At 42.8% G+C, this 13,665-nt stretch carries 9 protein-coding genes and 2 tRNA genes; 3 read left to right on the forward strand and 8 right to left on the reverse strand.

Translation table 11 applies throughout. The features are described from left to right. The first annotated feature begins 249 nt into the window (after positions 1 to 249). The 3 genes from GQF63_RS06975 to GQF63_RS06985 all read left to right on the forward strand — a co-directional run bounded on the left by GQF63_RS06975 (position 250) and on the right by GQF63_RS06985 (position 918). Positions 250 to 576 (forward strand): DUF6686 family protein, encoded by a 327-nt coding sequence (locus GQF63_RS06975; RefSeq protein WP_160368494.1) that lies wholly within the window; start codon positions 250 to 252, stop codon positions 574 to 576. Positions 577 to 754: 178 nt separating this feature from the next. Continuing rightward, positions 755 to 832: transfer RNA gene (locus GQF63_RS06980), tRNA-Val, on the forward strand. Between the two features lie 8 nt (positions 833 to 840). Then, positions 841 to 918, forward strand: a tRNA-Val gene (locus tag GQF63_RS06985). Positions 919 to 1,341: 423 nt separating this feature from the next. Here GQF63_RS06985 and GQF63_RS06990 read toward each other — a convergent pair. The 8 genes from GQF63_RS06990 to GQF63_RS07025 form a co-directional block, all read right to left on the reverse strand. After that, positions 1,342 to 3,324, reverse strand: coding sequence for a putative porin (locus GQF63_RS06990; RefSeq protein ID WP_160368495.1), 1,983 nt, complete (start codon positions 3,322 to 3,324; stop codon positions 1,342 to 1,344). 49 nt (positions 3,325 to 3,373) lie between these two features. Continuing rightward, entirely contained in the window at positions 3,374 to 4,189 is an 816-nt protein-coding gene (locus tag GQF63_RS06995; protein WP_160368496.1) for a purine-nucleoside phosphorylase, read from the reverse strand. A 73-nt stretch (positions 4,190 to 4,262) separates the two neighbouring features. Further along, entirely contained in the window at positions 4,263 to 5,774 is a 1,512-nt protein-coding gene (locus GQF63_RS07000; protein WP_160368497.1) for a sodium:solute symporter, read from the reverse strand. 8 nt (positions 5,775 to 5,782) lie between these two features. Further along, positions 5,783 to 6,619 (reverse strand): N-acetylmuramic acid 6-phosphate etherase, encoded by an 837-nt coding sequence (gene murQ / locus GQF63_RS07005; protein WP_281346838.1) that lies wholly within the window; start codon positions 6,617 to 6,619, stop codon positions 5,783 to 5,785. Between the two features lie 334 nt (positions 6,620 to 6,953). After that, complete coding sequence (locus tag GQF63_RS07010) at positions 6,954 to 8,801, reverse strand: outer membrane protein assembly factor BamB family protein (protein WP_246163375.1); 1,848 nt, start codon at positions 8,799 to 8,801, stop codon at positions 6,954 to 6,956. 58 nt (positions 8,802 to 8,859) lie between these two features. Then, positions 8,860 to 10,299 carry a glycoside hydrolase family 10-like protein gene (locus tag GQF63_RS07015; RefSeq protein ID WP_160368499.1) on the reverse strand — a complete coding sequence of 480 codons (1,440 nt, stop codon included), beginning with the start codon at positions 10,297 to 10,299 and terminating at the stop codon, positions 8,860 to 8,862. A 93-nt stretch (positions 10,300 to 10,392) separates the two neighbouring features. Beyond that, positions 10,393 to 11,820, reverse strand: coding sequence for a DUF4623 domain-containing protein (locus GQF63_RS07020; RefSeq protein ID WP_160368500.1), 1,428 nt, complete (start codon positions 11,818 to 11,820; stop codon positions 10,393 to 10,395). 25 nt (positions 11,821 to 11,845) lie between these two features. Further along, positions 11,846 to 13,648, reverse strand: coding sequence for a RagB/SusD family nutrient uptake outer membrane protein (locus tag GQF63_RS07025; RefSeq protein ID WP_160368501.1), 1,803 nt, complete (start codon positions 13,646 to 13,648; stop codon positions 11,846 to 11,848). Positions 13,649 to 13,665: the final 17 nt, after the last annotated feature.

Genomic DNA, 13,665 nt, shown 5'->3' on the forward strand with positions numbered 1-13,665 from the left:
TACTATCTGCCATCTACCCTCGTTATTATAGCGAAGGAGCATGATAGGCTAAGGAAAATTTATAATAAAAATGTCAAAAAACTACCCGTTTTTCATTTTGTTTATAATCATTCTAAATAAGCCGTATATTTATCGGCACGAAGAAAGAACAACTTCATTTTCATACAAAGTCCTGTTTACCCGCTAGGGATAGGCCAGCGGGTAAACCAGGCGCAAGTTTTCACCTTCTTGATAAATTACGGAAATACTATGGCCTGCAACAGACCAACCATACTTAGCCGAAACGAACTGGGTTTTATTAGCATGCCGAACGGCAACAAACTCATCCATTTGTGCTTCAATAATCTACATATCAACTTTAGCATTAACGAATTCCTTGCCTTTCGCAACATTGTGAAAGACCTGGTTTACGAAGATTGCCGCATCCCCTTTCCCGATGGCACCCTACGGGTACTCCTGAACACGCCCTACGAAGGCCTAAACTTTTCTTTTAATAAAATTGAGCTGAACCAGCTGGTCACGGTACTGGATGAAGCCTATTATATGCGCATCATTTATTCCTACATGAACGAGTAGGCGCTGCTTTTTCCAGCCTTTCAGCAACATGGCCTTAATTCCATCCCCAGCTAGCGTTGGGGCACCTTATTTTATCTATTTGGCTTTGAATTAATTGCCTTATTTTTCCGAAAATAATTTCAAAATAATTTTGCAAATCAATTTTTAGCCCTATATTTGCACACCGCAACAGGGAAAAGGAGAATTAGCTCAGCTGGTTCAGAGCATCTGCCTTACAAGCAGAGGGTCACTGGTTCGAATCCAGTATTCTCCACCAACAAAAACGGAGGCTTAGCTCAGCTGGTTCAGAGCATCTGCCTTACAAGCAGAGGGTCACTGGTTCGAATCCAGTAGCCTCCACCAACAGAAAAAGCATCAAGAAATTGATGCTTTTTTCGTTTCTAGCCAGGGCAAAATTCCCGCCGGCGCAGCAAACACTGCAGCAACGCTAGCCCCATCCGCAATAACAATCCCCAACAACCCGCCAAACAACGCTTAGAAGCGCTTAAAACAACTTTAGAACAGCTTCGTATACCAATCGAATCAATCCCTTTTTAAGGCTTTTATAAAGCCCATTCCAAAGGGGCTTGAAAGGGGTTTGAAAGGGGTGAGAGAAGAGTTTGAAAGGGGAGTGAAAGGGGACTACAAAAAAGATGATCGGTGCAAGGTCGCTTGGATAGGTTACCCAAGGTTTTCAACGGTAGAAAAATGGAATGTACATGCCATAGCTGATTCCTTAGCCTCGGATATTAGGCTAATAGCAAAGAAAACGAAGGTATGAAAAGATTAATCGTAAAACTTCCAAGAAACCCCGAAGCGCAAGAAGGCCGGGTTCATGGGGTACCTACGTACGGTGTAATAGCCGCGAGGTGACACATGCTGGTTTGCGAAATTATAACTTAAAAATAGATTAACACGATCGATATTGGCTGTTAACCAAAAATCGACGATTGGATAAGTGGAGAATTCGAGGCCTTTCTGGTTGTTATAGAACTGCCCGGCATTGATGGCGTAAGATGGCGTATTAAACGGCGTATTGAAACGCACATCCATACCCAATCGGAAATCCATCACCTTATATAAAATATCGGCGTAATAAAGGCTGTGGAAGGTATACAATTCCGGCGTTGCCAACACATCCATGGCGTCTGATTTTTGGTAAACCACCAGGTTGTCCAAATGCATCTTGCGGAATTTAAAATTCTGCCCTACGGTAAGTTTCAATAGGTTTAAGTTCCCAGCTTGGGTAGGCGTAATCTCCCTAGGAATCACTTCCCCGGTTTCCGGATCGGCACTCTCTTTGAAATACGTATAATTATTGATCAGGAAGTACTCCAGTTTACCATGAAACCCGATTTTCTTATTCCCGTAAGCGAAGTTCAGGTTTTGAGTTTTAATTTTGTTTAAATTCAAATCCTTCCAGGAATGGTAGGTTAAATTGGCCGTTTCATAAATCATTTCCGGCGAACTATTCTGCGAATAAGCCCCCACGCGTAAGGCACCAATGGCATCATTCAGGTGGATATCGGCATAGGCTTCATACAGGAAGTCGCCAAAATTTCGACCAACAACAATTTGATTGGCCGTAAAGTTAACATCAACCTTATCACTGAATTTATACCCAATAGCCCCTTTCACCATGCTGTTCTGATAGAGCTCGCTCATGGTACTATCGGCATACCAGATTAAATCGTTCTGAAACCCCAGTTCCACCTTAGCCTCGTTCTTCATACTCTTCCCTCGCAGATAGAAACTATAGGAAAAATCGTTGCTAATGGTAGTAATTTTCGTGGTATCATCTACCCGAACAAAATTCCTTGCTGGAAAGGCATTGTTTAAATCGCCCTCATTTTTGAAAAAGATATACTTCTGCTGTCGAATACTCGAATTGTGCGCGATGACATTCGTGGGGTGGATTTCCGCATCGGGCATCCCCTTGTTTACTGTATCTATGCGCCCCATGTAATAGGACTGGCGTAGGAACAACCCAATGTCTTTCCATTTATTGAATGGGCGATTGGCTTGTTGGCCGTTTAAGCGCACCAAATAACTGGTTGGCGAGTTATTGCTGGAGGTATCCCGAAAAAGAGTATCGTTCAACACGGATCCGTTTTCGGTAGCATCTACTGTATTGAAGGTGAAGTTGCTTAAAAGGTTATAACGCTTGCTGGGCGACTCGTACCAGGCAAACACAGCCCCTTTCCGATCGCTATATTGCTGGTTTTTATAGTACCCGTCGGTATTGCTGGCATGGTATTCTGCTCCGATATTTAAGTTGGGATTAATATTCTGGGCTAGACGCGCACGAAAGACTTGGTCATCAAAAAAGAAGCCCACGGCATACAATTCGGAAAACCGCGCTCGGGCACGAAAATACTCAACGGAATCGGGATGCAGGATATAGCGCTCTAAGGCATGGTAACCTAACTGAAAGCCGATCTTTTTGGAGGGGTTAAACAGGAGGTCGCGCGTTGCAAGGCCATAGGAACCTAAGTTGATGCTGGGGTTCCACGGCAGGTTTTGCTTATTGTAATATTGGAAATTGACATGAGAGGTATCAATCTGATACGTTTTGGTCAGGCGCTTCATGGTCGCTAGGTTGGTATAGCGCACATACTTGGCCGTAAATACAACAGAATCCTTTTTGTTATCTTCTTTTGCCCTTGCTGAATCGAGTGCGGAACTGAATTCTTCTTCCTCTTGGGCATAAAGCTTCGGAGTCAGCACAAACAAAACCAATATCAATAACAACCTGTTCAGTATACTCATGTAAGAATCTATAAATAAACGCCCTCAAAAATAGGGCAAAAATCCAAGATTATTGCAATGCAATCAATTCTTTTAATATGCTTGTCATCTTCGGTTCGGCAGCTGCCGCTACTTCAACGATCTCTTGTAAGGAAACCGGCTTTAAATCCGGATGAAATCCTTCATCGGTAATCACGGAAATAGCAAAAACAGGCAGACTCATGTGGTTTGCAACAATCACTTCAGGAACGGTACTCATGCCGACAATATCGCCACCGATAATACGCATGTAACGATATTCTGCTCGGGTTTCTAAATTCGGACCCGGAGTCGACACGTACACTACCTCATGCGCTTTTACGCCTAATCGTTCGGCTATTTCCATTCCTTGCTGTATCATGCCCTTATCATAAGGTTGGCTCATATCCGGGAAACGTGGCCCCAAATTCTCATTATTGCTGCCCCGCAATGGATTGTCGGGCAACAGGTTGATATGATCTTCAATAATGCCGATATCGCCCTTCTTAATCTCCGGATTCAAAGATCCCGAGGCATTGGATACGAATAGCTTTTGGATGCCCAAGGCTTTCATCACCCGCACGGGGAAGGTAATTTCTTGCATCGAATAGCCCTCGTAATAATGCAGGCGCCCTTGCATCGCCACAACCTTTCGGCCATTTAAGGTGCCGAAAATCAATTTTCCGGTATGAAATTCAACCGTAGAAATAGGGAAGTTCGGGATGTTGGCATACATCATCTGATGGGCAACCTCGATTTCATCAACCAATTTGCCTAGACCTGTGCCTAAAATAATACCAAATTCTGGGGAAAACTCGCCGATTTTACGACGTATAGCTTGAATAGATTCTTCTATTTGACGATACATAGGTGCGAAAAAAATACGTTTAAGTCAAACTTACTGCATTTTTTTCGCACCCACAAATCATCCTTAGCGGCAATTATTGTCTGCCGACTAATTTTCCTTCTACCTTGCCCGGAGAGGTCAATAACAAAAGAAGGTAAGTAATTAAACCATTGTACACAATAAGCTCGAAACCAATCTTATAATTGGTGTGCGGTAGAACGTATTGCGTTAACAAAAAGATAATCAATGGTGAAATCACACAAATATAAGGCACCAAATTATCGTTAACACGACGCTTGGTTAAGATACCAAAAGAGAATAAACCTAATAATGGCCCGTAGGTATAGCCTGCAATTTTAAAGATGGCCGATACCACCGACTCATCGTTAATCCAATGGAACAACAAGATCACCAATAGCATCACCACAGAAAAGGCTAAATGGACGTAATTACGCTGCTTAACCAATTTCGGATCATTCGGATTTTCTTTCTTATTGAAGTTTAAGAAATCTACACAATAGGAAGTAGTTAAGGCTGTCAAAGCGGAGTCTGTTGTTGCAAAAGTTGCAGCGGTTAAACCCATCATAAAGATGATACCCGGCAACAAGGATAAATGACGAAGGGCAATTTCTGGATATAAATAATCTGATTTTCCTAAATCTGCTAAACTGATACCGTTCGCATCTGCGTAGAAGTACAACAAAGCACCTACAGCTAAGAAGAATAGGTTGATGACAACGAAAACACCAGTGAAGGTCATCATGTTTTTTTGGGCCTCACCAATAGTTTTCATACTAAGGTTCTTCTGCATTAAATCCTGATCTAAACCGGTCATCGCAATGGTCACAAAGATACCACCGATCACATGTTTCAAGAAATGACGCGTATCGCCTAACAGGTTCTCCCAAACAAAAATCTTCGAGTAGGAACTCTCTTTTACTTTCTCAAATGCTTCAAATACGCTGATACCAAGTCCGTCGGCCATAAAGTAAATGGACAAGATAACCGCTAATAACAAGAACATAGTCTGCAAGGTATCAGTAATAATGATGGTTTTTAACCCACCCTTATTCGTATACAACCAGATTAGGAGTAAACAGACTGCCACCGTAAGTATAAACGGCACATTCCAGGCATCAAATATATAACGTTGCAATACAATGGCTACCAGGTATAACCTGAATGCGGACCCGATGGTTCTGGAAACCAAAAAGATCATAGCACCCGATTTGTAGCTCTTATGCCCTAAACGCTCTTCCAAATAGGTATAAATGGAAGTGAGGTGCATGCGATAGTATAACGGCAACAACACGTAGGCTATGATGACAAAGCCAATGGCGTTACCTAATACAAACTGGAAATAACTGAAGTTATTGGCATCGGTGAGCCCAGCAGGGGTATTTCCCACATCTCCCGGAACGGAGATAAAGGTAACTCCCGATAAGGCAGTACCTATCATTCCGAAGGCAACCATATACCACTTGGCATTCCGGTTGGCAACGAAGAACGTAGAATTATCTGAAGAATTTTTAGACGTAAAATAGGATACGGCCAATAAGATTCCGAAATAAACTACCAGAAAGGATAATAATATTATTGGAGACATATATGAATTTAGCTGTTCTTTTGAAGGTTATAATTGTCGATCGCTTTACGCACATTCCCGAATTTCTCTATCAAAGCTGTTGCAGTTTCCTCATCGGTTCCTGTCTCTGCCATCACCATACGCACGCCACGTCCTACCAATTTATGGTTAGACAGTTGCATATCGACCATTTTATTTCCTTTTACACGTCCCAATTGGATCATAACAGCCGTGCTGATCATATTTAATGCTAGTTTCTGCGCAGTACCGGCTTTCATACGGGTAGACCCTGTAACAAACTCCGGACCCACAATAACTTCTACCGGATATTGAGCAATTGCAGCAATTGGTGAGTTCCCATTACAAACAATACAGCCTGTTGCAATTCCCATTTCGTTGGCCTTATTTAAACCGCCAATTACATAAGGAGTGGTTCCAGAAGCAGCAATACCAATAACAACATCATTGGCATTGATCGCGTACTCTTCTAGATCTTTCCAGGCTTGCTCTTCATCGTCTTCAGCAAACTCAACAGCTTTACGAATCGCAGTATCACCTCCTGCAATTAAACCAATCACCCAGTCAAAAGGAACACCATACGTTGGAGGACACTCTGATGCGTCTAGAATACCTAAACGACCACTGGTACCAGCACCAATATAAAATAAGCGGCCACCCTTTTTCATCCGCGTTACTATCACTTTCACCAAGGCCTCAATGCGAGGAATCTCCTGCTCTACCGCCAAAGGAACGGTTTTATCCTCCTGATTGATATTTGAGAGTATCTCATGAACCGACATTTTGTCCAGGTTCTGATAATTTGAATCCTTTTCCGTTGTGTTGATCATACCCATTTGCATTTGCAATACTTCTTTAACTTTCCGTAAATATGCGACTTTTTATTAAAAAACGCAAAAACACGCATTACTATTTTATTTCTCCTTTAGGGAGACGAATTTATAATTTTTCTTTTTCAATAAATAAACTTTCTTGCCTAACCGATTAAATAATTTATCTTCCCTCATTGTACCGGTTACAACATGAATTAAAACGATATTATTATTCAATCAAAAGATTTCTTAAAAAGTTATCAAATATTAGATATCAGCATCTAAAACCCTATCTAGTGCAGCAATTGCTTAACCATATCAATCGGCAGGAGCGCGCAAGCTCAGATTAAAACTGTACACTGGTCTATCTTTAATAACTCAGCATTACAATTTTGCCATCCATGGCACTTACTACTATTTTATTTTTTAACAGCAATGGCGGATTAATCATGCCATTGGAAATTTTATATTGCCAATTTACAGCACCCGACACTGGATCCACTGCGGATAGCAAGCCTTTATCACTTGGCACAAACACCTGCTTTTTATCGGAATAAATGGCTGTAGGTGCCAGCTCATACGGCAATTGCAATTGTGCTTTCCAGGAAATATCCATGGCATCGGCTGTAACAGGCACGCCTATTAATTCACCATCCATGGTTTTCGCATAGACTCTCTTTTTATCAAACGATAAGCCCATCGATTCACGTACGCGGGCGGAGTCCTTTTTCTCGCGCCATAACGTCTTCCCTGTCTTCAAATCAATAGCCGTCATATAACGATCCGGGGCCACAATAAACACCTTATTAGCAGCAATAACCGGATAGCAAGCTGCTGCGGAGAACATGCGATTGCTATGGCCGTTATCCCACTCCCAAACTAATGCTCCGGATTCCTGATCTAAGGCATAGAAGCCATTGGACCAAGAGCCGAAGATTACTTTTCCATCCGCCAGACTAGGCAAGGTGGAAACATAGCCCTTCACCTGATCGAACGTCCATAAGAGCTTACCATCAGCTACCCGAATACAACGGAATTTGCCATCAGATGCCCCAACGAATGCTTTCCCTTTGGATACCGCTGCCGATCCCAAAACTGCTTTGTCAGCTTCCAATTTCCATTTTAACTTCCCAGACTTGGCGTCCAATCCGTAGATAAAATGATCCGAAGACCCTACTACGATGGTTCCTTTATGGTAGGCAGGTGTTGCATACACTTTACCACCTGTTTTGTAGGCCCAAAGCTTTTTACCGGTCTTCAAATCCAAGGCAAAGACTTCACCTACCGTATTGGCTGTAAATAATGCCTTTCCATCGCTGCTGATTCCCGCACCAATATCACCATGATCTTCATACTCCCAAACCAGCTTGGCTTTCGAATCTTTATTTACAGCGAAGTCAGGACGAGGGTAGGTCGATCCATCAGCCGTTAACTTTTTAAGCGGCAGCTTTAACCAAGGCTGCTCGGTATGCACCAAAGGACGTCTGACCTGAAATATAGCCGAATCTCCTTTGATATGAATAATGTTATAACCACCGACTTCTTCTTTTGCGCGGAGGTTCGACCGGCTCATCACCCCAGGGATGCCCTCCCAATTATACAAATGGTTTTGGTGCCCATGCCCACAAAGGGCAAGCTGCACGTTCCTCGCTTTCAAACGATCGATGGAAGCATACCAATTGTTCAGGGATTCGTCTAAGGGATAATGGTTAATCGCAATCAACGGTGTGTTTGCATCGGGATTTGCCAGAAAGACAGAATCCATCCAAACCAGATTCTCACGCGGAATCTGCCCCGGACTCATCCGCATATTCGGACCTGAAGTTGTCCCGATAAATTGAAAACCTTTATGGCTAAAAAAGAAAGTTTCTGCTCCAAATACTTTTCTAAAACTATTGGCACCGCTTTCCGACCAGTTACTATCGTGATTTCCAGGCACCACATAAAGCGGCAGCTGTAAGGAATCCAGAATCTGTTTTGCCAAAGCAAGCTCTAGATCGGAGCCAAACTCCGTAACATCCCCCGATAGGATTACAAAATCGATATCCTTCATCGTGTTGAGGTCTTTAACCGTTCGGCGCAAATCATCAGCTCCCGTGGCACCACCCACGTGGGTATCTGTCACTTGGGCAAACCGGAAGTTCTGGGCACATAAAACAGAGCCCAATAAGCAAAATACAAGTGTTAATAGTTTCGGCAAATACATTCTTTTCCTCATTAGATATTCTGATAAACTAAAACTAACACCCTACTGTTAAGCTAGGGTGTCGGTTTTATTATTTCTTAATCACTGCAGACTCTTTACTTTCTACATGATCGATATTAACAGCAGTCACACAATAATAACCAGCCTTTGAAATAGTTAATTTAGTTGCTTCTGTAAGGGCGAGCAGTTCCCCTTCAGCCGTTAAGGTTGAAAAATAGTAAACTGCAGATTTTACATTTCCACTGACAGTCCAGGTTAATTCATTGCCGGTAATTTTTACATTAGTCGGCGTAATTGGTTTTGCTGCCACCTCTCTACCGAAGAAAGGCATCAGCACATCATTCGCATATAATTCTGCTAATTTATTGGTAATTCCAATTCGATTCGCGATTACATCCCGTGCACTATACATCGCACTTCCTACCGCATACTTGTTCTTACGAACCAAATCGAACTGGCGAGCTAACTGATCTACATTTTGAAATGCAGCACCACCGTCGCTGGCGCCAAATTTATAAAATCCATGGCCAATTACCAAGCCGGCTTTACCTCTAAATTGAGTCCAAGTGGTAAGATTTCCTTCAAATGGATTGTAAGAATTCCCAATCTCTTGGTACAACTGCGGAATTAAGATATCCACCCAGCCAGAGGAAGTCCATTTGGCCACATCGGCATACAGGTTATTGAAGTTATCTGTTTTGTTCGGCGCAGGCGACACCGAGAAAACAACCTCTTGTTTTGTTGCTTTAATGGTGTTGAAAACACCTTCAATGGCTTTATCTACATTAGCACGTCTAAAGTCTTCCTTTTTACTATATTCAGCTCCATACTTTTCAAAATCAGCATCATCTTGATGCGTCTGACCGGAAGGGTAGAAATAATCGTCGAAATGAATACCATCCACATTAAACTTGCTAATTAAATCTTTCACGATATCATTCAGTCGCTGACGTACTTCTGGAATTGCAGGGTTATAAATACGGATGGTTTCGTAATCTTTAATCCAGCTAGGATCCACGGAAGCATGCAAAGCCGGAAAAGCGGTCGCCGATGACGCACGCGTTGAAATCCGGTAAGGATTCATCCATGCATGAAATTCCATGCCACGGGCATGGGTTTCATCGATTAAAAACTGAAGCACATCATAACCAGGATCTACCCCCCGTGTTCCAGAGATGGCTGCCGACCAAGGTTCGTAAGGGGAATTATAAAAGGCATCGCCCATTCCTTTAACCTGAAAAAATACCGCATTGAATTTTAAGGCTTTTAAGCGATCTAGCATCTCGCGATACTTTTGTTTTTGTGCAGCTTCACCACGTACACCTGGCCAATCCAATTCCCATACGGTGGCAAACCAGGCTGCCCGCATTTCTTTCTTCGGGAATTTTAAGTCCGTTGCCGGCGGGTCAGGTTCCGAACCGCTTCCACCCGGGCCATCGCTTTTACTACAACTGTTCAGCAGGACTGCCAAACCAACAAAGAGGCAAAAATAAATCGAAAGTCTTTTCATGTATAATTGGTTATTAGTAAGAAAGGACATCCAAAACACTTGTTGCTAAAGCTAAGCGCAGGATGTCCTTTCATCAAATTATGTGATATGCTATTAATCTACAGCAACATTTACAGGGAATTCAACAATGGTAAATCCGGCATCGGTTGTCGCACCGTAAACCATTAATTTCTGATCTTTGCCATCGGCATCTTTTACCACATGGTAACCAGATTGTGTACCAGGTGCAGAATTTGGATCTGCAGAAATTGTAAATGAATAAACCTCCTTTTTATCGCCTTGTTCAAAAGCCGTTAATGCATCTACGATATTCGCACCGCTGCTAATATCATACAAACGCAATACGCCATCAGGGGCAGTACCTGCGGCACGCGGAACGGTTACCACTAATAAATAGCGTTTGCCATTGAAGTTGATGACGCGCGGATCGCCGGAGTGAACCGGAATGGAACCTGCAGCCATGGTATAAGCAACACCACCAGCATTATTCATCACCGCAATAGGCTTATCGTGGCCCGTTACTAAATAATTATCAGTACCCACAATGCGGTTATAGGCCGACCATTGTCCATAAGTTGTACGGGTATCAAAAGAAATAGTTTCAGTTACCTTATTATAGTTTTCAATTTTCACGCGCATTACCTGCACACCCATAGAAATAAAGAAAGCATAGCCATTTCCGTCTGCATCCAAATTCATCGAGAAGTTATCGCCATGACGTGTTCCCGAACCGGCAATCGAACCTACATTAATATTGGCAATAACCTCAGGTTGTGAAGTCGGTGTTGCCCAATGGTAAATTTTCAACGGTGAAGCAGCCGAGGTTGATAAGTTGGCTACATAGGTATGTCCGTTGATTTGTGCACCCATATTATGGGTAAAGGTTCCACCGGTAACACCTGTTTTATCCAGATTGATCGGCGCAATACGATTGGCTTTCAAGTCTTCCACGGCTAACAAGTGAATACTTGTTGCTCCACGGCTTACGATTAACACGTGCTTGCCGTCAAAACCGGTACCACGTGTAGCTTGTCCACCGAAACCAGCATATACCGGGTTTCCTGCAGGGTTACTCGAATAGTCGAAAACAGCAGGTTTGCTAAAGTCAGCACCATACACTGGCACTTTAAAGCGAATAACGGCCATATATTCTTTAAAACGAGGCTCGTTTAAAATTTTCAAGAATATTTCCTTCTTTTCATCCCCACTAGCGTAAGGTACATTGTATACATCCTTTTCTAAGTGTGATCCATCGGACGTTTCTACTTCAAATTTTAACTCCGCAAAATTTGTAAGCGTATCCAAACGAGGGAAAGAGATTGTTTTTTTATTTTCGTCGATGGTACCTTCTACCACCTCAGTTCCACTAGCACCTGCATTGACGATACGAATCGCTTTCAGATCCGCAAATTTATCCGATTCCACATTGCTCGGGAAATCGTCTGAACAGGAAGTAAACCCTACGAAGCCTATTAATGCAACTACTAAAGCAGCAAAAGGACGGTTTAATTTCATTTTCATATGGTTAATCATTATGAATTCAACATTAATTTTGAGGCCAGCCTTGCGTTTGATCCAACACATAACCCATCGCCTCATAATCGTTAATTTGTGTTCTTCCTACCGGCGACAAATATGGATTGATATTTGGCTGATTGTAGAAAGGTAAACGATCTTTATTCTCTGCATAACGATAGAATCCTACCATTTTAGCTTGGCTATCCGGATCTGTTGGGTTGTACACTTCGATCTGCCCGTTCAATTTCATTACGGAAACCCCAGTTTTAATATCGCCAGGCAATTCTTTCGGGAAATTAACCCAACCGCCAGCTAATAAATCAGGATTACGCTCGGTATCCATATACTGTAGTTTAGACCAACGTTTCAAATCGGCTAAACGTGAGTACTCGAAAATCATTTCCATGCGGCGTTCTCTTCTGATTTCCCATAACAATGGGCTTACCGTAATATCACGCTCCGGATCTACTGGCAATGCACCAATATTCAAGGCGGCAGTTTTCTCCACACCTTTATCCACTGCGGCTTTCGCGAGCGGTCTTGCTCTGATTTTGTTAATGGAATTATCGATATCGGTTTGCGAAACAGCAGCACCGCCTAGGGTTGCCAATTCTGCTTTCGCTTCCACCCAGTTTAACAATACTTCAGCATAACGTAAAATAGGTGCATCCGTGGTGTTATTTGCTCCCATAAAATCCGTTCCAGGAGTTCCCCCAGCAGATACGCGGGCTTCCACATCACGTGGTAAAAACTTCGTGATGTAAAGGAAGGAACCTCTGTTGCGGCTGTTCGGCTTATCGTGGAAAGAAGCTTCAAAACGGGAATCACGTGTTTTTACCAATTCTGCTGTGGTAAAATCAGTTGCTGCTTCCACATCAGAGTTCTGCCATACTTGACCATCGTTACAGATGTAAGATTTCACTAAGTCTGCCGTTGGGCCATATGTTACGTTTTCCGACATGTTATGAATAGACAAGATGGAGTGTTTTACTGCCATGGCAGCATCATATTGTCTGTAGAACATCACATCTTTTACACCCGCCAAATTCTCGGAAGTAAATTGAGAACGATAGTCCGTTACAATATCATAACGACCACTGGCACGAACCACATCACCTGCTTTCACCGCCAATTCGAAAAACTTCTTCGCGCGGTCGTTATTTTTGTAGTAGTATTTCTGCCATCCCCCTTCTGCTAAGGCAATACGGGAAATAAATCCAGCCACAATCGCTTGGTTTACTACCTGTGGGCCATCATTCACCCGTACGTTCGCAAGCGCGAATTCCATGTCTTCAAACACCTTATCCATCACCTCATTGCGTGGCGTTCTCTTTTTATACAATTCATCCAGCTCCGTATCGGCCACCGGGCGATCATAATAAGGAACATCGCCATAGGCATATACCAATTCCCAATAACGGTAGGCACGGAAAAAGCGACCAACGCCCAACCAATGGTTCGTTGCAGCCTCATCCATAATACCCGTCATGCGGTTTTGGATACGGTCGATCATAATATTAATTGAACGCACGGTTGAATAACTCCAGATTTGACTTACCGGTACTGCTCTGGTAAAATTCGATTGATTTCCTTGCCATACCACATCATCGCTAAAAGTATAGCCCGCTAAGGAAGCACCATCGGTATTGAACCCTTGGCCATAGCCCGGGAATAAATCGCTATAAAAATGATTTGCATATAAACGTACATTCTCTTCTGTCGTCCATGCGTTTTCATCATTTGGTTTAGTCAGAATAGGTCTGTCTAAAAAATCGGAACAGCTGGTTAAGGTTAAAGCTGCTGCTGCGACTATGCTATATATGATTTTCATAATAATTCTCCTGTATT

It is taken from the genome of Sphingobacterium humi, assembly GCF_009768885.1.
Taxonomy (GTDB): Bacteria; Bacteroidota; Bacteroidia; order Sphingobacteriales; family Sphingobacteriaceae; genus Sphingobacterium; species Sphingobacterium humi.